Source organism: Tistlia consotensis USBA 355 (genome assembly GCF_900177295.1).
Classification (GTDB): Bacteria; Pseudomonadota; Alphaproteobacteria; order Kiloniellales; family DSM-21159; genus Tistlia; species Tistlia consotensis.
This window is the reverse complement of sequence record NZ_FWZX01000027.1, coordinates 50,904-74,079: the sequence shown is the minus strand read 5'-3', so window position 1 is coordinate 74,079 and position 23,176 is coordinate 50,904. Positions and strand designations below refer to the sequence as shown.

Sequence of the window (23,176 nt, the reverse complement as noted above, 5' to 3'; positions counted from 1 at the left end):
CCTTCCGACAGCGCGGAGCCTGGGGCCGACGCGGTTAAGAAGCCGTAAAGCGCTGCCGGGGTCGCCCGGCAAGTCTTGCCGCCGCGCCTGCCTCTCCAGGGCCTTCCTTACCCCGGACCCGACGGGCGACGCCTGTCGAATCAAGGCGATGGCGGGGTCGAGCCGGCTTGGCACGGTCTTCGCATCCCTATCGGCAGCCGGGGTGCCCAGTGCGCCCCGCTAGGCAACAAAGATCGTCACGGGACCGACATGTCACTCCGCCTCCTGCTCAGCGCCACCCTAGCGACCCTGGTTCTGCTCCTCGGTCAGGGCGCCTCCGCGCAGTCGCGGATCAAGGACATCACGGACTTCGAGGGCATCCGCGACAACCTGCTGGTCGGCTACGGCCTGGTCGTCGGCCTCGACGGCACCGGCGACGACCTGGGCTCCGCGGTGTTCACCCGCGAGAGCCTGATCGGCATGCTGCAGCGGCTCGGCGTCAACGCCCGCAGCGACGACCTCGACACCAAGAACGTCGCCGCGGTGATGGTCACCGCCAACCTGCCGCCCTTCTCGCGCCAGGGCTCGCGCATCGACATCAACGTCTCGGCGCTGGGCGATTCGACCAGCCTGATGGGCGGCACCCTGCTGGTGACGCCGCTGCTCGGCGCCGACGGCGAGGTCTACGCGGTCGCCCAGGGCTCGCTCGCGGTCGCCGGCTTCAAGGCGACCGGCAAGGCCGCCTCGATCACCCGCGGCGTCGCGACCTCGGCGCGCATCGCCAACGGCGCCATCGTCGAGCGCGAGGTCGGCTTCGAGCTGAACCAGCTGACCAGCGTCAACGTGACGCTGCGCAATCCCGACCTGACGACCGCCAAACGCATCGCCGACGGCATCAACCAGCGCCTCAACCTGCCGATCGCCAGGCTGGTCGATCCGGGCACGGTCCAGGTCAAGGTGCCGGCGAACTACCCGGGCGACACCGTCGCGCTGCTGACCGAGATCGAGCAGATCCCGATCAAGGTCGACCAGCCCGCGCGCGTCGTCATCGACGAGAGCTCCGGCGTGATCGTCATGGGCGACAAGGTGCGCATCAGCCAGGTCGCGATCGCCCAGGGCAACCTGACGATCCGGATCACCGAGAGCCAGGGCGTCAGCCAGCCCAACGCCTTCTCGCAGACCGGCACCACGACGACGACCAACAGCACCAACATCCAGGTCGACGACAGCAACAACCGTCGCCTGGCGACCCTGCCCGCCGGCGTGACGCTGCAGCAGCTGGTCGACGGCCTCAACGCCCTCGGCGTCGGCCCGCGCGACATGATCACCATCCTCCAGGCGATCAAGGCCGCCGGCGCCCTGCAGGCCGAGATCGAGGTGATGTGATGGACAACAGCCTGATCTCCGCCCAGCTCCAGGCCGCGCAGAACCGCGCCGACGCGAGCTCCGTCGGCGCCGCCGTCAAGCTGCCGGCGCACGCCAGCAAGACCCAGATCGAGAAGACCGCCCGCGACTTCGAGGGAATGTTCCTGTCCGAGATGCTGAAGCCGATGTTCGAAGGCATCAAGACGGACGGCATGTTCGGCGGCGGCCAGGCGGAAGACACCTATCGCGGCATGCTGATCCAGGAATACGGCAAGTCGATCGCCCAGGCGGGCGGCATCGGCCTGGCCGACGAGATCGCCCAGGAAATGCTCAAGCTTCAGGAGGCCAAGAAATGACCAGTGACAGTGCCCAGGTCGCCGACCTGCTGAAGATCACCAGCCGCCTCATCGAGGTGCTGGAGCGCGAGATCGTGATGCTGCGCGCCATGAAGCCCAGCGAGATGCAGAGCCTGCAGCACGACAAGATCGTGCTGGCCGCCGCCTACGAGTCGGCGATCAAGGCACTGGAGAGCGATCCGGCCGCGGCGAGCGCGATCACCCCGGCGGTGCGCGCCGAACTGCGCGACGTCACCGAGCGTTTCCACCGGGTCCTGGCCGCCAACGAGCGGGCCCTGCGCGCCACCAAGGAGGCCACGAACCGCCTGCTCAAGCACATCGTCGCCGAGGTCGAGAAGCAGCAGCGCGGGCCGGGCACCTACGGCCCGGACAGCGCCGTGCGCGCGGCGGCCGTGCCGACCCAGCGACGCGCCGTCTCGGTGACCCTGGACCAGCGACTCTGACCGACCGAACGCCCCAGCCCGGGACCCAGCCATGAGCCTCACCCTCGCCCTCAACACCGCGCTGTCAGGACTGCGTACGACGCAGGGCGCGCTGAGCGTCATCTCGAACAACGTCTCGAACGCGAACACCGACGGCTACACGCGCAAGGTCGTCCAGACCAACGCGCGCACCCTGGCGGGCGTCGGTGCCGGCGTCGAGCTGTCGGGCGTGGTGCGCACGGTCGACAGCCGGGTCCAGGCGGACGCCCGCGAGGCCACGACCAAGCTGCAGGCGCTCGAGGTCAAGGAGATGTTCCTGACCAGCGTGCAGAACCTGTACGGCTCGCCCGGCGACGAGAGCACGGTCGGCCACACGATCTCAGCGCTCGCAGAGCAGGTCGACTCGCTCGGCGCGACGCCGGAGAGCGCCACGGTGCGCAGCCAGACGATCAACGCGGCGCAGAACCTGGTCAGCCAGATCGGCGACATGTCGAGCAGCCTGCAGGACCTCAGGCGCGACGCCGACCGCCAGATCAGCGACGCGGTCGACACGGTCAACACCCAGCTCAAGCGGATCGCGGATCTCAACGCCAAGATCAAGTCGAACGCCGCGCAGGACATCCCGACCGGCGACCTGGAAGACGAGCGCGACAAGGCGCTGTCGACCCTGACCCAGCAGATGGACGTCACCTCCTTCGTGCGCAGCGACGGCAGCCTCAGCGTCTACACCAAGAGCGGCGTGCTGCTCGCCGACAGCACCGCGGCGACGCTGACCCACACCGCGGTCACCGCGATGTCGCCGGCGATGAGCCTCGGCGCCGGCATCGACGGCATCCAGATCAACGGCACCGACATCACCGGCTCGATCACCGGCGGCACCATCGCCGGGCTGGTCGACCTGCGCGACTCGACGCTGCCGGACATGCAGAGCGAGCTCGACCGCCTGACCGAGCAGCTGCGCGACCAGCTCAACGAGATCCACAACCAGGGCACCGGCCTGCCGCCCGCGAGCAGCCTGACCGGCAGCCGCAGCTTCGCCACGCCCTCGACGGACTCGGTGACGCTGACCAGCGCGACGCGCATCGCCGTGCTCGACGACAGCGGCGTGGTCGTCAGCTCCTACGACCTGCCGGCCGGCACCTACACGGTCGACCAGGTGCGCAACGCGATCAACACCAACCTGGCCGGCAGCGCGACCGCGACGACCGCCGCCGGCGGGCCGCTGGCGATCTCGGCCGACAGCTCGCCGAACGGCATCGCCATCGTCGACCTCGGCACGCAGACCGTGACCGACGGCACCAACACGATCAACGGCTTCTCGAACTACTTCGGCCTCAACGACTTCTTCCAGACGCCGGGCAACGTCGAGGGCGACGCGATCACCGGCATCTCGCAGCTGCTGCAGGTCCGCAGCGACCTCGCCAGCGACCCCTCGCTGCTGTCGCGCGGCCAGCTCACGGACGCGGCCACCGCGCCGGTCGCCGGCGACACCGGCGTCGCCTTCGCCGACAACCGCATCGCCCTGGCGCTCGGCCAGCGCTTCGACAAGACGGTGACCTTCGCCGCCGCCGGCGGCATCGCGGCGACCGGCGCGACGCTGAGCGGCTACGGCGCCGAGATCGTCGCCGAGTCGGCGCGCGTCAGCGCCAACAACAGCGCCGACTACGACTACCAGTCGACCCTGCAGCAGCAGCTCGACCAGCAGCAGAAGTCCCTGTCCGGCGTCAACATCGACGAGGAGATGTCCAACCTCGTCGTCTTCCAGAACGCCTACGCGGCATCGGCCAAGGTCATCACCACGGCCCAGGCGATGTTCGACGCCCTCAGCAACCTGATCCGTTAAGGGGTCGCCGCGATGATCCGCACCTCGACCTTCGCCCTGCACGAGCACCAGCTGTTCAATGCGAACCGCACCCAGACGCGGATGCAGGACACGACGATCCAGATCTCCAGCGGCAAGCAGAGCCAGGACTACGCCGGCCTGGCCGACCAGAGCCGGCGGCTGGTCTCGCTCGAGAGCTCGCACATGCGCTCGGAGAACTTCCTGAAGCAGATCGACATGATCGGCTCGCGGCTGACGACGATGGAGACCAGCATCTCGCAGCTCCAGGACATCGCCAGCAGCCTCAAGACCCTGCTGGTCAACGCGACCAGCGGCGACAACGCGAGCGACCTGGCGCTGGCCGACAACGGCCAGGCCATGCTCGACCAGTTCGCCGGCCTGCTCAACGTCCAGGAGGACGGCCGCTACCTCTTCGCCGGCGGCAAGACCGACACCAAGCCCGTCGACCTGGGCAGCTTCGATCCGACGGCCGCCGGCTACGACCCGACGGACCCGACGACGGCGAACAGCGGCTACTACGCCGGCGACGACCTGCAGCAATCGGTCCGGGTCGACGAGGACCAGACGGTGACCTACGGCATCACCGCCAACGAGTCGGGCTTCGAGGCGCTGGGCCGGGCGCTCTACCTGACCAAGACGGCGAACGGCGACAAGACGCAACTGGAACAGGCCTTGCAAGCGGTCAACGACGCGATCGACCAGCTGCCCGACGTCCGCTCCCGGGTCGGCGCCGACCAGAATGCCTTGGACTCCGCAAAGACACGCCACAACGACCTGATGAGCTACACGGAACAATCGATCGGCGACATCGAGAACGTCGACGTCGCCTCGGCGATGACGCAGTTCTCCGCCGACCAGGTGATGCTCGAGGCGTCCTACTCGGTCACCGCCAAGCTCAGCCAGATTTCCCTCGTGAATTTCCTGAAGTAGAAGGAACAGCGCGATGCCCGCAACCCAAGCCCTGCTCGCCGAGACGGCCATGCCGACAATCGCCGAGACGGTCGTCGAGACGCGCTTCGGCGTCTACGCCTTCGACGACAGCAGCACCCTGGTCTTCCCCCACGGTCTGCTCGGCTTCGCCGGGCGCCAGAGCTTCGGCCTCGGCAACCTGCCGCAGCCGGAGCTGGCCGCCTACAAGCTGCTGCAGTCGCTGGAGCGGCCCGAGCTGTCGTTCATCGTGACGCCGCTGGAGCCCGACTCCGGCCTGGTCGCCAAGGCCGACCTGGAGGCCGCCTGCCGCGGCGCCGGCGTCGCCTTTCCCCGGGCGACCTTCCTGCTGATGGTCACGCTGCGCCCGGGTCCTGACGGCCTGGAGATGACCGCCAACCTGCGGGCGCCGCTGGTGCTCGATCTGGAGCGCCATCTCGGCCGCCAGATCGTGCTGCAGAACCCCGACTACCCGATCCGGCACAGCCTCGCGGGCTGACCTTTCCTCCTCACGCCTTGCGGGCATCGCGGGGCCGGCTTCCGTCGCGGAAGCCGGCCCCGTGGCGTTTCGGGCCGTGTCCGCCCCCCCGGATCCGCACCCGGCAAAAACTGCCGGCCGGCAAGTCGGACCCGGCAAAAAGCCCCCTCACCCGGCAAATTCTGCCGCGTCGATATCGACCATCGCTCCCGGTCCTTCGCGGAGAATGGCGGAAATCCTTGCCCGGCAAGGACTGCCGGGTCTGGCACGGCCGTTGCATCTGTTTTAGCGCCGCCAGGAAGGCGGCACGCCGGCAGGACGCCGGCAGAAGTGCCAACCATCCAAGTAGGAGACTCAAGTCATGGCTCTTTCCGTTGTTTCCAACTTCGCCGCGAACGTCGCTCATCGCCACCTGGCGCAGTCCGACTCCATGGCGAGCAATTCCGTCGCCAAGTTGTCGGCCGGCAGCCGCGTGCTGTCTGCCAAGGACGACGCCGCGGCTCTGGCCATCGGCTCGCGCCTGAAGGCCGAGGTCAGCTCCCTGAACCAGGCTTCGGTCAACGCCGGCCAGGCCGTCTCGATGCTGCAGATCGCCGACGGTGCGATGAGCGGCATCGACGACATCCTGACCCGGATGAAGACCTTGGCCGTGCAGTCGAGCTCGGGCCAGCTGTCGGACACCGAGCGTGGCATGCTGAACGAAGAGTTCACCTCGCTGCGCGGTGAAATCGACCGTATCGCCCAGGACACCGACTTCAACGGCACCCAGCTGCTCGACGGCTCGAACACCTTCTCCGCCGGCACCCTGGGCGCCAACATCGGCCAGAACGACGGCATCGAGCAGATCGTCTTCACCGGCGATCCGGGTGCCTTCTCGGCCACGGACTCGGTCACCGTCGCCTACAACTCGACGACCGACCAGTTCACGGTCACCAACGACGTCACCGGCATCTCCTACACCTCCGAGGCGGGCGTCAGCGCGCCGTCGGCGGGCACCTTCAAGGACGTCACGATCCAGGGCGCCGGCCTGACGATCCAGCTGAACTCGCAGTTCGACGACACCTCCGACATCACGGCGAACAACAAGTTCCTGACCAGCGGCGGCACCTCGAACACCTTGACGCTCAGCTTCAAGGTCGGCACGGGTACCGACAGCCAGGACAGCATCTCGATCAACCTCTCGAAGTCGGATACCGGCGCTCTCGCCTCCGGCCTCAACACCGCGACGATCGACACGGCGGCCAACGCCGACAGCGCGATCTCCCTGGTGACCACCGCGATCGACACGCTGGCCCAGAACCGGGCCGCCCTCGGTGCCAACCAGAACCGGCTCGAGTTCGCCGCGGCGAACATCGCGACGGCGACGGAAAACTCCGAGGCGGCGCGTTCGGCCCTGATGGACCTCGACGTCGCTTCCGAGATGTCGAAGTTCACCTCGCAGCAGATCCTGGTGCAGGCCGGCGTCTCGATGCTGGCGCAGGCCAACCAGATGCCGCAGAGCCTGATGAAGCTGTTCCAGTAACCGCTGAGCTTCCCGGGGAGGGCGTGCGCGCCCTCCCCGGACCCTTTCCGGCGCGGCCTCGCACTTGGCCCGCATCTTGCTTCACAATTCGACAGGCAATGCGGCGCCCCGGCCCACCGGCCGATCGGGCGCCGATGCGCGAGACGAGACGGGGATGGATTAGAGGCGAGACAGAGCGATGGATACCACTTCCATCCTGACGCCGAGCCATACGGCCGCCGCCCAGCGCGGCGCCTACCACCTGCCCGCCGCCGGGCCGGCGCAGGGAGCCGCGCGCGCGGCCGTCGGCCACGGCTTCGCCGTCAAGTCGATGGACCAGCTGCTCGGCAGCGACGCCGCCGTCGACGAGGTCGCCTTCACCCAGGTGCGCGTCGAGCTCAACTACGACAAGTCGAGCCAGCGCACGGTCGTGACCGTGCTGGACCCGGACACCGGCGACGTCCTCAACCAGTTTCCGGCCGAGAACATCCTGCGCAGCGCCCGCGATCTGCGTGAGCTGCTCGCCCGCAAATTCGACATGAAGGTGTAGCGCCATGTCCTCCACCAGCCTGATCAACGGCTCGCTGGTTACCGACGCGAACGGGCGGGTGCGCTACTCCGGTGTCAGCTCGGGCATCGACTTCAACGCGATCATCGACGCCACGATCCAGGCCAAGCAGGTCCCGATCGACCGGATCACGGCCAACATCACCGACAACAAGACCAAGATCGACGCGCTCAACCAGCTGAGCAGCCTGATGCAGGGCGTGAAGACGTCGCTCTCGACGCTCTACGGCCAGATCTCGCTCGGCAACGCCAACAACATCTTCAGCGCCAAGTCGGCCTACGCCACGAGCAGCCGCAGCGACGGCGGCACGGCGACCTCGGCCGCCAGCCTGCTCGGCGTGACCACGACCAACGCCGCCGAGGCGAGCAGCCACGACGTCCAGGTGCTGCAGATCGCCAAGGCCGAGAAGCTGGGCTCGGCGACCTTCAACTCGACGACCAGCGACCTCGGCACCGCCGTCGGCGGCGCGGCCGGCAGCATCGCCGGCTCCTTCGACATCAACGGCACGACGATCACGGTCAGCAGCAGCGACACGCTCGGCGACCTGCGCGACCGCATCAACAACGCCAACACCGGCACCAATGCGACCGGCGTCTCGGCCAGCATCGTCTCGGCCGGCACCAACCAGTACGTGCTGGTGCTGACCGCAGCGAAGACCGGCCAGAACATCACGATCAACAACGAGACCGGCTCGGTGCTGTCCGCGCTCGGCATCTCCGACGACGGCGGCGCGACCTTCACGAACGAGCTGCAGGCGGCGCAGAAGGCGCAGCTCAAGGCCGACGGCCTGAAGGACCCCTCGCAGTACGAGTCGGCGCTGGTCGCCAGCGCCTCCGACCCGCTGTCGACCTACGGCGTGACCGGCACGGGCAACACCTTCGACCTCTACGACGGCAGCGGCGCACTGCTCGGCTCGGTCAGCTACGATTCGACCGACACCCTGACCACGCTGGCCGGCAAGATCAGCGCCGTCTCCGGCGTCACCGCCCAGGTGGTGACCGACGGCAGCCAGGTGAAGCTGCAGATCTCCGGTGACGGCGGTGCCTCGATCTCGGTCAAGAACGACAGCAACAACCTGGTCAGCGGCCTGTCGCTCGCGCACTCCGACCTGATCATCGAGCGCGACAGCAACACCATCAACGACCTGTTCACCGGCATCACGCTGAGCCTCTACCAGGCCGAGGTCGGCACCAACATCAACATCGCCGTCGAGCCAGACCTGAGCCAGGTGAAGACCGCGGTCACCGGCTTCGTCGATGCGTACAACGCGCTCAAGCAGTTCATCAACCAGCAGAACCTGACGGATCCGAACACCAACGAGAAGGCGGCCAACGCCGGCCCGCTGTTCCGCGATCCGGTGGTGGCCAACGTCGAGACGACGATGTCCAGCCTGCTCGGCAACGGCGCGACCGGCGTCAACGCGCAGTTCTCGGTGCTCGCCCAGATCGGCGTCGACTTCGTCGACAACAACAGCCTGACCGATCCGACCAACAACGACACCCTGAGCGTCGACGAGTCCAAGCTCGACGAGGCGCTGCTCAACAATGCCGACGACGTGCGACGCCTGTTCGCCTTCGACTTCTCCAGCTCGGATCCGCGGGTCCAGCTGCTCGGCTTCGACGGCAAGGCGGCCTACAGCGCCTCGGGCTACACCCTGAACATCGGCTCGGTCGGCTCGTCGAAGGAGCGCTCGGGCACGGTCGTCGACCAGACCGCGCTGCTGAACGACGGCACCAACAGCGTCGGCGCGACGACCTCGGGCCAGTTCACCCTCAACGGCACCGCGATCAGCTACGACGTCAGCGTCGACGGCCTCGACGACATCGTCGGGCGCATCAACCTGGCCGGCATTCCCGGCATCTCGGCGACGATCGGCGGCACCGCCGGCGCCTACTACATCGACATCTCGGCGAGCGGCAGCGATCCGGTCTCGATCTCGGGCGACACCGGCGACCTGGTCTCCGCGCTCAATCTGACCAGCCAGAGCACGATGGCCGGCACCGCCAACGTCGACGGCAACGCCGACGGCAGCGCCGACGGCACGGCCACGACCTCCGGACGCATCGTGACGGTCACCGACCAGTCCGGCGCCCAAGGCCTGCGCATGATCTACACCGGCGACAGCAATCTCTCCGGCGTGCAGGTCAACTTCACCGTCGGCCTGGGCACCTCGATGTTCTACAAGCTCGGCGACATGCTGGCGTCCAACACCGGTATCGTCGACGCCGAGATCAACACCCTGACCGAGCAGGACCAGCGCTATCAGGACCGCGTCGACTTCATGACCAATCGGCTGGACTATCAGCGCCAGACGATGCTCGACCGCTTCACCCGGATGGAGCAGCTGCTGGCCACGCTCAGCAGCCAGAGCGACAGCCTGACGCAGATCGTGGACGCGATGTCGGCGAAGAAAAATTAACCCTTGGCCTCTAGCCTCAGAGCCTCGCCAGGACCAGGGAGAGCGTCGTGAACAGCTCAGCCGCGAAGACCTACCAGACACAGCAGATCATGACCGCCTCGCCGGCGAAGCTGGTCGCCATGCTGTTCGACCGGGCGATCGGCTCGCTGAAGGAGGCCGCCGAGGCGATCGGGCGCGGCGACATCGAGGCACGCTGCCGCTCCAACAAGCGCGCGACCGAGATCGTCTTCCATCTCTACATGACCCTGGACGTCGAGCGCGGCGGCGAGATCGCCGCCAACCTGAAGGAGCTCTACTCCTTCGTGCTGCGCAAGCTGCCCGAGGTCGACTTCAAGAACGACGCCCAGGCCGCCCAGGACGTGATCCGGCTGCTCGAGCCGCTGCGCCGTTCCTGGCACGAGCTCGCCCAGCAGGGCACGCCGGGCCGGCCGGCGCCGGCGGCCGGCGTCTACGGCGCCGCGGCTCCCGCCAAGCAGGACCAGGCGGCCGGCGCGCCGACTCGCCAGGTCTACGTCTCCGCCTGATCCGCCTTCCTTCGCCCGACCGGACCCGGGGCCCCGCTCTCGCGAGCGGGGCCCTTTCTGCATGCGCGCCGCGTCCGCCGCGCCGTCCCGGCCGTCCGGCCACCCGGCAAACTTGACCCGGTCGACGGGCCGATTCCGCCCGGCAAGACTCGCCACCCCGACCGGGCACAAACTGCCGACAGCCCCCCAAAGAGTGCTCCGGAAAGCCAGGGGGTGATTTTTTATCGCTGTATTTTCAATGAGTTATGGAGGATTTCGGCAACTGGCACGGCGGTTGCTGAAAGAGGGTCGCCGGACCGTGCCAGGTAAGCGCGAGGACGGCGACGAGAGCTGAAGAGAAGCGAAGAGGAGAAAGAACCGCAGACCGCAGCCCGGCCTTCCGCCGACGCCATGGTCCGCTTCTTTCGGCTGATACCTCAAGGAGACCCCGGCTATGCCTCTCAACGTCATTTCAAACTTCGCGGCCAACGTCGCGCATCGCCACCTGGCGATGTCCGACATGGAAGCGTCGAACTCCGTCGCCAAGCTGTCGGCCGGCACCCGCGTGCTGTCCGCCAAGGACGACGCCGCCTCGCTGGCCATCGGCTCGCGCCTGAAGGCCGAGGTCAGCGCCCTGCAGCAGGCCCAGGTCAACGCCGGCCAGGCCGTCTCGATGCTGCAGATCGCCGACGGTGCGATGAGCCGCATCAGCGACATCCTGGTGCGCATGAAGTCGCTGTCCGTCCAGGCCAGCTCGGGCCAGCTGTCGGACACCGAGCGCGGCATGCTGAACCAGGAGTTCACGGCGCTGCGCTCGGAAATCGACCGTATCGCCGACGACACCGACTTCAACAGCACCAAGCTGCTGAACGGCTCGAACAGCTTCTCCGCCGGCACCCTGGGCGCGAACATCGGCCAGAACGACGGCATCGAGCAGTTCGCCTTCTCGAGCAACACCGGCGCCTTCTCGGCCACCGACTCGGTCACCGTCGCCTACAACTCGACGACCGACCAGTTCACGGTCACCAACGACGTCACCGGCATCTCCTACACCTCCGAGGCCGGCCTGTCGGCTCCCACCCCCGGCAACTTCCGGGACGTGGTGATCCAGGGCGCCGGCCTGACGATCCAGCTGAACTCGCAGTTCGACGACACCACCGACATCTCGGCGAACAACAAGTTCCTGGTCAGCGGCGGCACCTCGAGCTCGCTGTCCCTGGAGTTCAAGGTCGGCACCGGCGTCGACGCCTCCGACTCGGTGACGATCAACCTGGCCTCGGCGAAGACGGCCGACCTGGCCTCCGGCCTCGACACCGCGACGATCGACACCCAGTCGAACGCCGACGCGGCGATCGGCCAGGTCTCGACGGCGATCGACGCCCTGGCGCAGAACCGGGCCCTGCTCGGTGCCAGCCAGAACCGCATCGAGTTCGCCTCGGCCAACATCGCGACCACCGTCGAGAACACCGAGTCGGCCCGTTCGGCCCTGCTCGACCTCGACGTCGCGTCGGAGATGTCGAACTTCACCTCGAAGCAGATCCTGGTGCAGGCCGGCGTGTCGATGCTGGCACAGGCCAACCAGCTGCCGCAGAGCCTGATGAAGCTCTTCCAGTAACCACCGTCCGGACGGAGGGCTGACCGCCAACCCGGTCGGCGAGCCGTCCCGCCAGGTCCCCGAAGGAGAACCGTCATGGCCATGGACGCCACCCCCCTGCGCAGCGAGGAGCTGCTGTCCCTGCCGCCGAGCCGGCTGGTCGTCACGCTCTACGACGAGACGATCGGCGCTCTGCGCGCCTCGATCCAGGCGATCCACCGCAAGGACATCGAGGCCCGCTGCAACGCGGTCAACAGCGCCAGCGAGCTGCTCGCCACCCTCTACCTCTGCCTCGACCACGAGCAGGGCGGCGAGGTCGCGGACAACCTCGGCCGGCTCTACAGCTTCCTGATCCCGCGGCTGCAGCGCATCAACGTCTACAACGACGTCGAGACCGCCGAGGACGCCATCCGGCTGCTGCTGCCGCTGCGCGACTCCTGGCACGAGCTCGATCGCCAGATCGAGGCCGGCAGCCCGGTGAGCCCGGCGGCCTGAGCCGCCGGGTTCCGCCCGGGCACGCGATCCGACAGGTAGTTTCCACGCGATCGGCCAGGACGGTCGACGCGTCCCAACTGACGAGCGATCCACGATGGACATCCAGGCCGTCCCCGCCTCCACTCCCCGTCCCCAGGACCGCGCCGAGTCCGGCAAGTCCTCGAGCGACAAGGGCTTCGCCGCCCTGCTCGGCACGATGGCCGGGAAGAGCACGGACACGCCGGCGCCGGCGAAGCAGCCGCGCCAGGACGACGGGCGGGACGACACCGCCGCTGCAGACGCATCGACCCGGCACGACCGGACGGGCGACCGCAAGGCGGACTCGAAGAAGAACGACGCCAAGAGCGACGCCCAGAACGACGACCGCAGCGGCGCCGCCGCTGCCGAGGCCGCCGGCAGTGCCACGCCCAAGCCGAAGCACAAGGACGACGGCAAGGCGGACGCGGCGGAGGCCGCCCAGGCTGCAGGCGAGGCGGCCGGACAGGCCGGCCAGCCGGCGCAGACGCAGGCCGCGGGCGCCGCGCAGCAGGCCGCGCAGCCGCCGGCCCAGCAGCCGCTCGCCGGCCAGCAGGCGGGCGCGGCCCAGGCGGCACCGATCCAGACGGGCGCCGGCCTCGAAACCGCCCGCCAGGCCACCGGCCAGGCCCCGGGCCAGCCCCTCCAGCAAGCCGCCGGCCAGGCGCTGCAGCAGGCCGCCGCCGCTTCGGCGCCGGCCGCGGCCGCCGGCAGCTTCCGCCTGCCCGGCCAGGACGGCTCGCCGCGCGCCCAGGTCCGGCTCGATACCGCATCCCAGCCGCCGCGCGCCGCGCTTTCGGGCAACACCGCGCTGGCCGCCAGCCTTGCCGCCTCGCCCAGCGGCTCGGGCCAGGCCGACCCGTCGGGCCAGGCCGGCAGCCAGGGCTCCGCGGCCGCCGAGGCGCACAAGGCCGGGCCGCAGGCCGCAGCAAAGGGTGCCGACGGACTCGCCGCCAAGGCCTTCGCCGGCCTCGTCGACGGGGCCGCCGCCAACAGCCAGGATCAGGGCCCGGGCGGCAAGACGCAGGTGCTGCAGCCCGCCAGCGGCAGCGACATCCTGCTGCCCGCCGGCGCCGACGCGGCCCGCGTCCAGGCTCCCCAGACGGCGGCCGCCACGGCCCCCGCCACCCCGACGCCGCCCGCCCAGGCGCCGCTCGCCGACCAGGTCGCCGTGCAGATGCACAAGGCGCTCTCGCTCGGCAAGGACCGCCTGACCATCCAGCTCCATCCGGCCGAGCTCGGGCGGGTCGACATCAAGCTCGACCTCGGCGGCGACGGACCGGTCCGCGCGGTGCTGCACGCCGAGCGCAAGGACACCATGGACCTCCTGCAGCGGGACAGCCGCGGCCTCGAGCGGGCGCTGCAGAACGCCGGCCTGCAGACCGACGGCAACTCGATCAGCTTCGACCTGCGGGGCGGCGGCCAGCAGCAGCGCTCGGGCCAGGGCTTCGCCCAGCAGATGCCGAGCACGCCCCAGGGCCGCAACGACGCGCCGACCGATGGCGGCGAGGTGCAACTGAAGCCGGTGCGCGCCGATGCGCGGCACGACGGCGCCGTGAACATCCGGGTCTGAGGAGACGATCATGGACGTCAGCAGCACGACCCAGTCGCAGACGAGCAGCAGCTCGCAGAACAGCACGATCGCCGGCGGCAAGAGCCTGTCGGACACCTTCGACAACTTCCTGGTGCTGCTGACCACGCAGCTGAAGAACCAGGACCCGCTCGACCCGATGGACAGCGCGAAGTTCACCGACCAGCTGGTCAGCTTCAGCGGCGTCGAGCAGCAGATCAAGACCAACGACAAGCTCGACCAGCTGCTGTCCGGCCAGACCACCAACCAGGCCGCCCAGGCGGTCGGCTTCCTCGGCAAGAGCATCGAGGGCGAAGGCACCAAGGTCGGCCTGTCGAACGGCAGCGCGCCGGTCAGCTACGAGCTGGCGAAGGCCGCCGACAAGGTCGAGATCCTGCTGACCGACAGCAGCGGCAAGACCGTCCGCAAGGTCGCGGGCCCGACCGAGGCCGGCCGCCACGACCTGGTCTGGGACGGCACCGACGACAACGGCAACACCCTGCCCGACGGCAGCTACACCATCCAGGTCCGGGCGGCCGACGCCGACGGCAAGACGGTCGACGCGACGACCTACACCTCGGGCACGGTCACCGGCGTCCAGACCATCGACGGCATCCTGCAGCTGATGATCGGCGACACCGCCGTCCCGCTCGACCAGGTCAAGTCGATCCACGAACCGGCCAGCGCGTAGCGCACAGCCCGCAGGCCCCTTCGCAAACGGGCGCGGCCGAGCCGCGCCAACAGGAGAAGCGAACCATGTCCATCTACGGCGCGATGTTCTCCGGTGTCTCGGGCCTGAACGCCCAGAGCCGCGCACTCGGGATGATCTCCGACAACATCTCGAACGTGAACACCGTCGGCTACAAGTCGACCCAGGCGCAGTTCGCGACGCTGGTCACCCAGTCGATCAACAAGGACGTCTACACGCCGGGCGGCGTGCGGGCGAAGCCGGCCCAGCAGCTCGAGAAGCAGGGCCTGCTGCAGTCCTCCGCCTCGGGCACCGACATCGCGATTTCCGGCAACGGCTTCTTCGTGGTCAACGAGAGCGCGACCCCGGGCCTCGGCGACGACTACCTCTTCACCCGCGCCGGCTCGTTCACCCGCGACGCCAGCGGCAACCTGAAGAACACCGCCGGCTACTACCTGCAGGGCTGGCAGCTCGACAGCAACGGCAATCCGATCGGCAACACCTCGGTGCTGTCTTCGCTGAAGACCGTCAACATCGCCAACCTGTCGGGCACGGCGAGCGCGACGACGACGGCGCAGATCGGCGCCAACCTGCCCTCGACGGCAGCGGTCGGCGACACCCAGGACATCTCGGTGCAGGTCTACGACTCGCTGGGCAACGCCCACGACATGACCCTGACCTTCACCAAGGCCGCTTCCAACAGCTGGACCTATGCGGTCAACGACCCGGTGCTGGCCGGCACGACGACGACCAGCGGCACCGTGACCTCGGGCGGCACCGGCTCGATCACCTTCGACGGCAACGGCGTGCCGACGGCGATCACCGCGCCCAACATCGGCATCACCTGGACGACCGGCGGCGCCACCAACTCGACGATCGCGATGGACATCGGCACGGTCGGCGAGATCGGCGGCATCACGCAGTTCTCCGGCCAGTTCTCGCTGGGCAAGATCGAGCAGAACGGCGTGCGCTTCGGCGAGTACTCCGGCGTCACGATCAGCGAGGACGGCATCGTCACGGCGCTGTTCGACAACGGCGAGACCAAGGACATCTACAAGATCCCGGTCGCGCAGTTCTCCAACCCCGACGGGCTCGGCGCGCGCGACGGCAACGCCTACATCCAGACCAGCAACTCGGGCGACGTGACCCTGACCGGCGCCAACTCGGGCGGCGCCGGCAAGATCGCGCCGGGCGCCCTGGAGGCCTCGAACGTCGACCTGGCCGAGGAGTTCACCAACATGATCGTGACCCAGCGCGCCTACTCGGCGAGCGCCAAGGTCATCACCACGGCCGACCAGATGCTGGACGAGCTGATCCGGATCGGCCGCTGATCCGATCGCTGCTTCGTCCGGCCCGATTCCGGGGTGAAACCCGGGGTCCCGCCGACCCGGCCGACCGCCAGGAGGGTAGCGGCCGGGTCGAGCTTTTCCTCGCCTCTCCGGCATTCCGGCCCGTCGTCCCCGCGGCGGGCCTTCGGCCGTCGCCGGAGGCGCGCCCTGCAAGGCCTGCGGGCATTTTATGCAATTTCTCCCTTAACCATTGATTTTAGAGAATTTTAAGCCCCCGCCTCGTAGCCTGTGGATAGATGGATACTGCATGTAGCGGAGTGCCAGATGAGTTCGCAGACTCCAGGTAGGAACGCCCTGGCGGAGACCGACCGGGAGCGGCCGTCCCACGTGATCGGCCCCGACGGCATGCCTCTGTCGCTGGACGACCTGCCGCCGCCCGACACCAAGCGCTGGGTGATCCGGCGCAAGGCCGAGGTGGTCGCCGGCGTGCGCTCGGGCCTGATCTCCCTCGAGGAGGCCTGCCGGCGCTATACCCTGTCGGTCGAGGAGTTCGTCTCCTGGCAGCGCCTGATCGAGTCGCACGGCCTGCGCGGCCTGCGCACGACGCGCCTGCAGGACTACCGGCGCCGGCCGGCCGCCGGCTCCAGCGCGGCCGCCGCGGAGTAGCCCGCGCGGCCCGCGCCGCCCCGGCCGGACCACCGCCCTTCCGGAAGCCGCGAGGCCCGGAAAAAATTGCCGGGCTACTAGGCAATTTTTTCCGCCGGTTAACCTCGCCTTTACCCCAAGCGCCCTAGGGTATCGCTGCGCGGGCCGGTTGTGCCGCGCGACGCGACAACCCTGAAGCGGTGGGCGCTCCGGCAGTGAACAGCTTCTTCGATACCCTGCGCGGTCTCGGTCCGCTCCGCATCGGCCTGATGGTCGGCGTCGCGGCCGCGATCCTCGCCTTCTTCATCTACTTCACCGGCCGCATGACCTCGCCGGACATGCAGCTGCTCTATGGCGACCTGGATCCCGCCGAGGGCTCGAAGATCGTCACCGAGCTCGAGGCCGAAGGCGTGCAGTACCAGCTGGCTGGCGGCGGCACGCGGATCCTGGTGCCGTCCGAGGACGTGGCGCGGGTGCGCATGCAGATGGCCGGCAAGGGCCTGCCGAGCGGCGGCTCGATCGGCTACGAGATCTTCGACCAGTCCGAGGGCCTGGGCAGCTCCAGCTTCCTGCAGAACATCAACCACGTGCGCGCGCTCGAGGGCGAGCTGGCGCGCACCATCCGCTCGATCGAGGGCGTACACCAGGCGCGTGTGCACCTGGTGCTGCCGCAGCGCGAGCTGTTCAGCCGCGAGCGCAACAAGCCCTCGGCCTCGATCGTGCTGACCATGCAGGGCGCGCGCCGCCTGTCGTCCGAGCAGGTCGCCGCGATCCAGCAGCTGGTCGCCGCCGCGGTTCCCGAGATGCAGCCCGACGAGGTCGCGGTCATCGACGACCAGGGCAACCTGCTGGCCCGCAACCGCTTCGGCGACAACGCCTTCTCGGCCGGCAACGCCCAGGAGATGCGTGCCAACATGGAAGGCCGCCTCGCGACCCAGATCGAGCAGCTGCTCGAGCGCTCGGTCGGCGTCGGCAACGTGCGCGCCGAGGTCTCGGCCGAGCTCGACTTCGACCGGGTCACCGAGAACTCCGAGATCTACGACCCGGACGGCCAGGTCGTGCGCTCGACCCAGACGGTCGAGGAGAACTCCAAGGACAACCAGGGCGGCGAGCAGGCGGTCACGGTCAACAGCAACCTGCCCGACGCCAACCTGCCGCAGCTCGGCTCGAGCGGCACCGCCTCGACGACGAACCGCACCGAGGAGACGGTCAACTACGAGATCAGCCGCACGGTGAAGACCCACGTGCGCGAGAGTGGCGTCGTCCGCCGGCTGACCGTCGCGGTGCTGGTCAACGGCACCTACGCGCCCGACGCCTCCGGCAAGATGGTCTACCAGCCGCGCAGCGCCGACGAGCTCAAGAAGCTGGCCGCCCTGGCGAAGAACGCCGCGGGCATCGACACGGCGCGCGGCGACACGCTGGAGATCGCCAACCTGCAGTTCGCCTCGACCAGCGACGCGGTCGGCACCCCGGCGCCGGACGGCGTCCTGCTCGGCTTCGACCAGCGCCAGATCATGCGGATGGCGGAGATGCTGGTGCTCGGCATCGTCGCCGTGCTGGTCCTGCTGCTGGTCATCCGCCCGCTGGTCGGCCGCATGATGGAGCGTCAGATGGTCGTCGCCGGCGACATGGGCGGCCTGCTGGCCGGCGAGGCCCAGGGCGGCGCGATCGCCGGTCCCGGCGGCGCCGGCCGGCCGGCCCTGACCGGGCCGTCCGGGCAGCCCGGCCTGCTGAGCGGGCCGGACAGCGGACGGCGCGGCTCGACGGCGATCGCCACCCAGACCGGCGGCGGCCTGCCCGACGAGTTCGGCCGCCTCGGCGAGCACGACATCGAGCAGATGATCGACATCAGCAAGGTCGAAGGCCGCGTCCGCGCCTCGTCGATCCGCAAGATCAGCGAGATCGTCGAGAAGCATCCGGAAGAGGCGGTCAGCATCGTGCGCAACTGGCTCTACCAAGAGACCTGATCCGATCGCTCCGTAACGCCCGAGCCCCATTCGCCAACACCAGGACGAACACCCCCATGCCTCCTGCCATGCGCCTGCGCGAGGATTACCGCTCCCTCTCCGGCCCCGAGAAGGCCGCCGTGCTGCTGATGTCGGTCGGCGAGGAGAACGCCGCGCGCATCTTCACCCTGATGGACGACGAGGAGATCAAGGAGCTGTCGCAGACGATGGCGAACCTCGGCACCGTCTCGTCGTCGATCGTCGAGCGGCTGTTCGTCGAGTTCGCCGAGGGTATCTCCTCGACCGGCTCGCTGGTCGGCAACTTCGACTCGACCGAGCGCCTGCTGCTCAAGGTGCTCGACAAGGACAAGGTCGAGTCCATCATGGAGGACATCCGCGGCCCGGCCGGCCGCACGATGTGGGACAAGCTCGGCAACGTCAACGAGACGGTCCTCGCCAACTACCTGAAGAACGAGTACCCGCAGACCGTCGCGGTGGTGCTCTCGAAGATCAAGGCCGAGCACGCCTCGCGCGTGCTCGCGATGCTGCCGGAGCCCTTCGCCCTGGAAGTGGTCATGCGCATGCTGCGCATGGAGGCGGTGCAGAAGGAGGTGCTCGACGACGTCGAGCGCACGCTCCGCAACGAGTTCATGAGCAACCTGGCGCGCACCAACCGGCGCGACAGCCACGAGATGATGGCCGAGATCTTCAACTGTCTCGACCGCAACATGGAGAGCCGCTTCCTGACCGCGCTCGAGGAGCGCAACCGCGAGTCGGCCGAGCGCATCCGTGCCCTGATGTTCACCTTCGAGGACCTCAGCAAGCTCGACTCGGGCGGCATCCAGACGCTGCTGCGCTCGATCGAGAAGGACAAGCTGGGCATCGCCCTCAAGGGCGCCTCGGAAGGCCTGCGCGAGACCTTCTTCTCCAACATGTCCGAGCGCGCCGCCAAGATCATGAAGGAGGACATGGCCTCGATGGGCCCGGTCCGCCTGCGCGACGTCGACGAGGCGCAGCTCGCCATCGTCCAGGCCGCCAAGGACCTCGCCGCCAAGGGCGAGATCGTCATCGTCGACAGCAAGGGGGACGACGAGCTGGTCTACTGACCGGCCTCGCAGCGCCATGGGCAACGTCCGCAAGTTCCTCTTCGACACCAGCTTCGACCCGGAGGTTCACCGGGCCGAGAAGCGTCGCGCCGAGCCGGAACCGGCCGCGCCGCCGCCGCCGAGCTTCTCCGAGGAGGAGCTGCAGGCGGCGCGCGAGGCGGCCCGGCTGGAAGGCTACCAGCTTGGCCGCGAGGAGGCGCTGGACGAGGCCCGCGGCACCGCCGAGGCGGCCGGCGCCCAGGCGATGGCGCTGTTCGCCGAGCGCATGAGGCAGTCCCTGCAGCAGCTCGACGGCCGCCGCGACGCGGCCCTGGTCGAGGTGCTGGAGAGCGCCATGACCGTGCTGGGCAAGCTGTTCCCCGCGCTCAGCGAGCGCCACGGCCTGGGCGAGATCGAGGCCCTGGTGCGCAGCTGCCTGGAGCGGCTGCACGAGGAGCCCCGCGTCGTCGTCCGTGCTCCCGACGCCCTGCTCGACGAGCTGCGCGGACGCATGGACGGCCTGAAGCTCGAAGCGGCCTACGAGGGCCGCGTGGTCCTGCTGGCCGACGACGACCTCGGCCCCGGCGACGCCCGCATCGAGTGGGCCGACGGCGGCGGCGAACGGAACGGCCGTCGCCTCTGGGCCGAGATCGAGGAGATCCTGTCCCATGCGGTCGCCGCCAGCGCGGAGACCGTGGAGCCGGCCGCGCCGCCGGCGCAACCCGTTGAGTGAGGAGGCAAGCATGCCCGGAACCGACAATCTCGACCTGACCGACCTCGAGGAGATGGACAACCAGCTGCCCGAGGAGGTCATCGAGGACGACCGCACGCCGCCGCCGAGCAGCTCGAAGGAGCTGGAGGCGGTCTACGACATCCCGGTCCAGGTCTCGGCCGTGCTCGGCAAGGCGACCATGCAGGTCAGCCAGCTGCTCAAGCTCGGCCGCGGCGCCGTCGTCGAGCTCGACCGCAAGGTCGGCGAGGCGATCGACATCTACGTCAACAACCGGCTGGTCGCGCGCGGCGAGGTCGTGGTGGTCGAGGACCGTCTCGGCGTGACCATGACCGAGATCATCAAGATGGATCGCAGCTGAGCGGTCCGGACCAGTCAGCAGGAAGCAGGACGCCCATGGCCGACATCGCCAGCCAACGACCGGCTACGACGAACCGGCGCCCGATCGCGCCGGTGCGTCCGACCGCGCGGCTCGACTTCGCGACGCTCGGCGGCGTCGTCGGCGCCTTCGTGCTGGTCGGTGCCGCCGTCGTGCTCGGTGGCAGGCCGGGCGCCTTCTTCGACCTGCCGTCGGTGCTGATCGTGATCGGCGGCACCGTGATGGTGACCGCGGTGTCCTATTCCATGGGCGAGATGGCGCGGGCCGTGCGGATCGTGCTGCGCGCGCTGGCGTACCACCGCGAAAACCCGTCGCAGACCGCGCTCAACATGATCGCGCTGGCCGACCGCGCGCGGCAGCGCGGCGCGCTGGACCTGCAGACCATCGTCGAGCAGCTGCGCAACGACCGCTTCCTCTACAAGGCGGTCCAGCTGGTCGTCGACGGCACCCCGGGCGACGAGATCGAGCGCGTGCTCGGCCGCGAGGTCGAGGCGACGATGCAGCGCCACCAGCGCTCCGCGGGGATCCTGCGGCGCGCCGCCGAGGTGGCGCCGGCGATGGGCCTGATCGGCACGCTGGTCGGCCTGGTCCAGATGCTCGGCAACCTGCAGGACCCCTCGGCGATCGGCCCGGCCATGGCGGTCGCGCTGCTGACGACCTTCTACGGCGCGATCCTGGCCAACATGGTCTTCCTGCCGCTGGCCAACAAGCTGGACCGCAACTCGGGCCTGGAGGCCCAGGTCAAGCAGCTGATCTCGCTCGGCGCCGCCTCGATCGGCCGCCAGGAGAACCCGCGCCGCCTCGAGACCCTGCTGAACACCGTGTTGGCCCCGGCCGACCGGGTCCGCTACTTCGACTAACTAAACGACGAGCTTTCGTTAGGGAAATGGAGTTGGATCGATGCGCCTGCTGATCGTCGGATCGCTGGACGGACACATCACCACCGCCGGCAAGATCGCGCTGGAGCGCGGCGCCAAGGTCGCCCACGTCGACGATCTGACCGGCGCGCTCAACGCGCTGCGCTCGGGCCAGGGCGCCGACCTGCTGATGGTCGACGTCATGCTCGACGTCGGCCGCCTGATCGAGGCCCTGAAGCGCGAGCGCATCTCGGTGCCGGTCGTCGCCTGCGGCGTCAAGGCCGATCCGGCGCGCGCCGAGGCCGCGATCCGCGCCGGCGCCAAGGAATACGTGCCGCTGCCGCCGGATCCCGAGCTGATCGCCGCCGTGCTGGCCGCGGTCACCGAGGAGACCAACGCCTTCATCTTCGCCGACCCGGCGATGGAGCGCTCGATCCGCCTGGCCGACCAGATCGCCGGCTCCGACGCCTCGGTGCTGATCACCGGCGAGTCCGGCACCGGCAAGGAGGTCATGGCCCGCTACATCCACTCGAAGTCGAAGCGCGCTTCCAAGACCTTCGTCTCGGTCAACTGCGCGGCGATCCCCGAGAACCTGCTGGAGAGCGAGCTGTTCGGCCACGAGAAGGGCGCCTTCACCGGCGCGCTGGCGCGGCGCGTCGGCAAGTTCGAGGAGGCCAACGGCGGCACCCTGCTGCTCGACGAGGTCACCGAGATGCACCCGCGCCTGCAGGCCAAGCTGCTGCGCGCGATCCAGGAGCGCGAGATCGACCGGGTCGGCGGCACCCAGCCGGTCAAGGTCGACATCCGGCTGCTCGCGACCTCGAACCGCGACCTCGAGCAGGCCGTGCGCGAGGGCGACTTCCGCGAGGACCTCTACTTCCGCCTCAACGTCGTCAACCTGGAGCTGCCGCCGCTGCGCGAGCGGCCGCGCGACGTCGAGATCCTGTCCGAGCACTTCGTGCAGAAGTATGCCGACGCCAACGGCGTGCCGAAGCCCTCGCTGACCCCGGAAGCCAAGGCGATTCTGCGCCAGCACCAGTGGCGCGGCAACGTCCGCGAGCTGGAGAACACCATGCACCGTGCCGTGCTGCTGGCCCAGGACGGCCGCATCGTGCCCGACTCGATCCTGCTGAGCGGCGTGCGCCTGACGCCGGAGCGCGCGGCCCCGGCGCCGAGCGCCCCGGCCGCCCGGCCGACCGCCTCGGCGGCGCCGGTCGACGACGAGTTCGTCGCCTTCGGCGGTTCGGAGCCGTCCGAGACGACCCGGCGCCTGGTCGGCCGGACGGTGGCGGAGGTCGAGCGCGACCTGATCATCGACACGCTCAGCCACTGCCTCGGCAACCGCACCCACGCCGCCAACATCCTGGGCATCTCGATCCGCACGCTGCGCAACAAGCTGCGCCAGTACGCCGACGAGGGCGTGCCGGTTCCGATGCCGGGCGAGGCCGAGCGCTCGATGGCCTGATCCGCGCGTCCGGAGACCGCGAGTCACCCCTAGCAGCACAGCCTTCCCAGAAAGCGA

The 23,176-nt window shown here is 69.1% G+C and carries 22 protein-coding genes; all 22 read left to right on the top strand.

The window, feature by feature from the left end; all coding sequences use genetic code 11:
- Nucleotides 1–249 precede the first annotated feature (249 nt).
- Nucleotides 250–1,365, top strand: a complete 1,116-nt coding sequence (locus B9O00_RS24745) for a flagellar basal body P-ring protein FlgI (RefSeq protein ID WP_085125415.1) — start codon at nt 250–252, stop codon at nt 1,363–1,365.
- Nucleotides 1,365–1,700, top strand: coding sequence for a rod-binding protein (locus B9O00_RS24740; protein WP_085125414.1), 336 nt, complete (start codon nt 1,365–1,367; stop codon nt 1,698–1,700). Before B9O00_RS24745 ends, B9O00_RS24740 begins: the two co-directional genes overlap by 1 nt.
- Nucleotides 1,697–2,143: a hypothetical protein gene (locus B9O00_RS24735; protein ID WP_085125413.1), complete on the top strand. Its 447-nt coding sequence runs from the start codon at nt 1,697–1,699 to the stop codon at nt 2,141–2,143. Before B9O00_RS24740 ends, B9O00_RS24735 begins: the two co-directional genes overlap by 4 nt.
- A gap of 31 nt (nt 2,144–2,174) precedes the next feature.
- A complete protein-coding gene (gene flgK, locus B9O00_RS24730; protein ID WP_085125412.1) occupies nt 2,175–3,965 on the top strand; it encodes a flagellar hook-associated protein FlgK in 1,791 nt (596 codons plus the stop codon).
- 12 nt (nt 3,966–3,977) lie between these two features.
- Nucleotides 3,978–4,895, top strand: coding sequence for a flagellin (locus B9O00_RS24725; RefSeq protein ID WP_085125411.1), 918 nt, complete (start codon nt 3,978–3,980; stop codon nt 4,893–4,895).
- Between the two features lie 13 nt (nt 4,896–4,908).
- Complete coding sequence (gene fliW, locus B9O00_RS24720; protein WP_085125410.1) at nt 4,909–5,391, top strand: flagellar assembly protein FliW; 483 nt, start codon at nt 4,909–4,911, stop codon at nt 5,389–5,391.
- A gap of 340 nt (nt 5,392–5,731) precedes the next feature.
- A complete protein-coding gene (locus B9O00_RS24715) occupies nt 5,732–6,892 on the top strand; it encodes a flagellin N-terminal helical domain-containing protein (protein ID WP_085125409.1) in 1,161 nt (386 codons plus the stop codon).
- 178 nt (nt 6,893–7,070) lie between these two features.
- On the top strand, nt 7,071–7,421 hold the full coding sequence (locus tag B9O00_RS24710; RefSeq protein WP_085125408.1) for a flagellar protein FlaG: 351 nt from the start codon (nt 7,071–7,073) through the stop codon (nt 7,419–7,421).
- A gap of 4 nt (nt 7,422–7,425) precedes the next feature.
- Nucleotides 7,426–9,858, top strand: coding sequence for a flagellar filament capping protein FliD (fliD, locus tag B9O00_RS24705; protein ID WP_085125407.1), 2,433 nt, complete (start codon nt 7,426–7,428; stop codon nt 9,856–9,858).
- A 47-nt stretch (nt 9,859–9,905) separates the two neighbouring features.
- The gene (gene fliS / locus B9O00_RS24700; protein ID WP_085125406.1) at nt 9,906–10,382 is read left to right on the top strand and encodes a flagellar export chaperone FliS; all 477 of its coding nucleotides are present in this window, start codon (nt 9,906–9,908) and stop codon (nt 10,380–10,382) included.
- Between the two features lie 433 nt (nt 10,383–10,815).
- Complete coding sequence (locus B9O00_RS24695) at nt 10,816–11,976, top strand: flagellin N-terminal helical domain-containing protein (RefSeq protein WP_085125405.1); 1,161 nt, start codon at nt 10,816–10,818, stop codon at nt 11,974–11,976.
- 75 nt (nt 11,977–12,051) lie between these two features.
- The gene (gene fliS / locus B9O00_RS24690) at nt 12,052–12,450 is read left to right on the top strand and encodes a flagellar export chaperone FliS (protein ID WP_085125404.1); all 399 of its coding nucleotides are present in this window, start codon (nt 12,052–12,054) and stop codon (nt 12,448–12,450) included.
- A gap of 94 nt (nt 12,451–12,544) precedes the next feature.
- Entirely contained in the window at nt 12,545–14,038 is a 1,494-nt protein-coding gene (locus tag B9O00_RS24685) for a flagellar hook-length control protein FliK (RefSeq protein WP_085125403.1), read from the top strand.
- 10 nt (nt 14,039–14,048) lie between these two features.
- On the top strand, nt 14,049–14,726 hold the full coding sequence (locus B9O00_RS24680; RefSeq protein ID WP_085125402.1) for a flagellar hook assembly protein FlgD: 678 nt from the start codon (nt 14,049–14,051) through the stop codon (nt 14,724–14,726).
- 65 nt (nt 14,727–14,791) lie between these two features.
- Nucleotides 14,792–16,054 carry a flagellar hook protein FlgE gene (gene flgE / locus B9O00_RS24675; protein WP_085125401.1) on the top strand — a complete coding sequence of 421 codons (1,263 nt, stop codon included), beginning with the start codon at nt 14,792–14,794 and terminating at the stop codon, nt 16,052–16,054.
- Nucleotides 16,055–16,336: 282 nt separating this feature from the next.
- The gene (gene sciP, locus B9O00_RS24670) at nt 16,337–16,678 is read left to right on the top strand and encodes a CtrA inhibitor SciP (protein WP_085125400.1); all 342 of its coding nucleotides are present in this window, start codon (nt 16,337–16,339) and stop codon (nt 16,676–16,678) included.
- Nucleotides 16,679–16,872: 194 nt separating this feature from the next.
- Nucleotides 16,873–18,624: a flagellar basal-body MS-ring/collar protein FliF gene (gene fliF / locus B9O00_RS24665; protein WP_085125399.1), complete on the top strand. Its 1,752-nt coding sequence runs from the start codon at nt 16,873–16,875 to the stop codon at nt 18,622–18,624.
- A 56-nt stretch (nt 18,625–18,680) separates the two neighbouring features.
- Nucleotides 18,681–19,709: a flagellar motor switch protein FliG gene (gene fliG / locus B9O00_RS24660; protein WP_218822933.1), complete on the top strand. Its 1,029-nt coding sequence runs from the start codon at nt 18,681–18,683 to the stop codon at nt 19,707–19,709.
- Between the two features lie 16 nt (nt 19,710–19,725).
- A complete protein-coding gene (locus tag B9O00_RS24655) occupies nt 19,726–20,421 on the top strand; it encodes a FliH/SctL family protein (protein WP_085125397.1) in 696 nt (231 codons plus the stop codon).
- A gap of 52 nt (nt 20,422–20,473) precedes the next feature.
- Nucleotides 20,474–20,779 carry a flagellar motor switch protein FliN gene (gene fliN / locus B9O00_RS24650; RefSeq protein WP_437123432.1) on the top strand — a complete coding sequence of 102 codons (306 nt, stop codon included), beginning with the start codon at nt 20,474–20,476 and terminating at the stop codon, nt 20,777–20,779.
- Nucleotides 20,780–20,814: 35 nt separating this feature from the next.
- The gene (locus B9O00_RS24645) at nt 20,815–21,657 is read left to right on the top strand and encodes a motility protein A (RefSeq protein ID WP_085125395.1); all 843 of its coding nucleotides are present in this window, start codon (nt 20,815–20,817) and stop codon (nt 21,655–21,657) included.
- Nucleotides 21,658–21,697: 40 nt separating this feature from the next.
- Entirely contained in the window at nt 21,698–23,119 is a 1,422-nt protein-coding gene (flbD, locus tag B9O00_RS24640) for a sigma-54-dependent transcriptional regulator FlbD (protein ID WP_085125394.1), read from the top strand.
- The last annotated feature ends 57 nt before the right edge of the window (nt 23,120–23,176 follow it).

Bases quoted from the DNA above. Each gene is read 5' to 3' on its own strand.
- flgE (WP_085125401.1), top strand. From the start codon at position 14,792: ATGTCCATCTACGGCGCGATGTTCTCCGGTGTCTCGGGCCTGAACGCC.
- B9O00_RS24745 (WP_085125415.1), top strand. From the start codon at position 250: ATGTCACTCCGCCTCCTGCTCAGCGCCACCCTAGCGACCCTGGTTCTG.
- B9O00_RS24685 (WP_085125403.1), top strand. From the start codon at position 12,545: ATGGACATCCAGGCCGTCCCCGCCTCCACTCCCCGTCCCCAGGACCGC.
- B9O00_RS24695 (WP_085125405.1), top strand. From the start codon at position 10,816: ATGCCTCTCAACGTCATTTCAAACTTCGCGGCCAACGTCGCGCATCGC.
- fliW (WP_085125410.1), top strand. From the start codon at position 4,909: ATGCCCGCAACCCAAGCCCTGCTCGCCGAGACGGCCATGCCGACAATC.
- B9O00_RS24680 (WP_085125402.1), top strand. From the start codon at position 14,049: ATGGACGTCAGCAGCACGACCCAGTCGCAGACGAGCAGCAGCTCGCAG.
- B9O00_RS24710 (WP_085125408.1), top strand. From the start codon at position 7,071: ATGGATACCACTTCCATCCTGACGCCGAGCCATACGGCCGCCGCCCAG.
- B9O00_RS24725 (WP_085125411.1), top strand. From the start codon at position 3,978: ATGATCCGCACCTCGACCTTCGCCCTGCACGAGCACCAGCTGTTCAAT.
- B9O00_RS24715 (WP_085125409.1), top strand. From the start codon at position 5,732: ATGGCTCTTTCCGTTGTTTCCAACTTCGCCGCGAACGTCGCTCATCGC.
- flbD (WP_085125394.1), top strand. From the start codon at position 21,698: ATGCGCCTGCTGATCGTCGGATCGCTGGACGGACACATCACCACCGCC.
- sciP (WP_085125400.1), top strand. From the start codon at position 16,337: ATGAGTTCGCAGACTCCAGGTAGGAACGCCCTGGCGGAGACCGACCGG.
- fliD (WP_085125407.1), top strand. From the start codon at position 7,426: ATGTCCTCCACCAGCCTGATCAACGGCTCGCTGGTTACCGACGCGAAC.
- fliS (WP_085125404.1), top strand. From the start codon at position 12,052: ATGGCCATGGACGCCACCCCCCTGCGCAGCGAGGAGCTGCTGTCCCTG.
- fliN (WP_437123432.1), top strand. From the start codon at position 20,474: ATGGACAACCAGCTGCCCGAGGAGGTCATCGAGGACGACCGCACGCCG.
- B9O00_RS24740 (WP_085125414.1), top strand. From the start codon at position 1,365: ATGGACAACAGCCTGATCTCCGCCCAGCTCCAGGCCGCGCAGAACCGC.
- B9O00_RS24655 (WP_085125397.1), top strand. From the start codon at position 19,726: ATGGGCAACGTCCGCAAGTTCCTCTTCGACACCAGCTTCGACCCGGAG.
- flgK (WP_085125412.1), top strand. From the start codon at position 2,175: ATGAGCCTCACCCTCGCCCTCAACACCGCGCTGTCAGGACTGCGTACG.
- fliG (WP_218822933.1), top strand. From the start codon at position 18,681: ATGCCTCCTGCCATGCGCCTGCGCGAGGATTACCGCTCCCTCTCCGGC.
- B9O00_RS24645 (WP_085125395.1), top strand. From the start codon at position 20,815: ATGGCCGACATCGCCAGCCAACGACCGGCTACGACGAACCGGCGCCCG.
- B9O00_RS24735 (WP_085125413.1), top strand. From the start codon at position 1,697: ATGACCAGTGACAGTGCCCAGGTCGCCGACCTGCTGAAGATCACCAGC.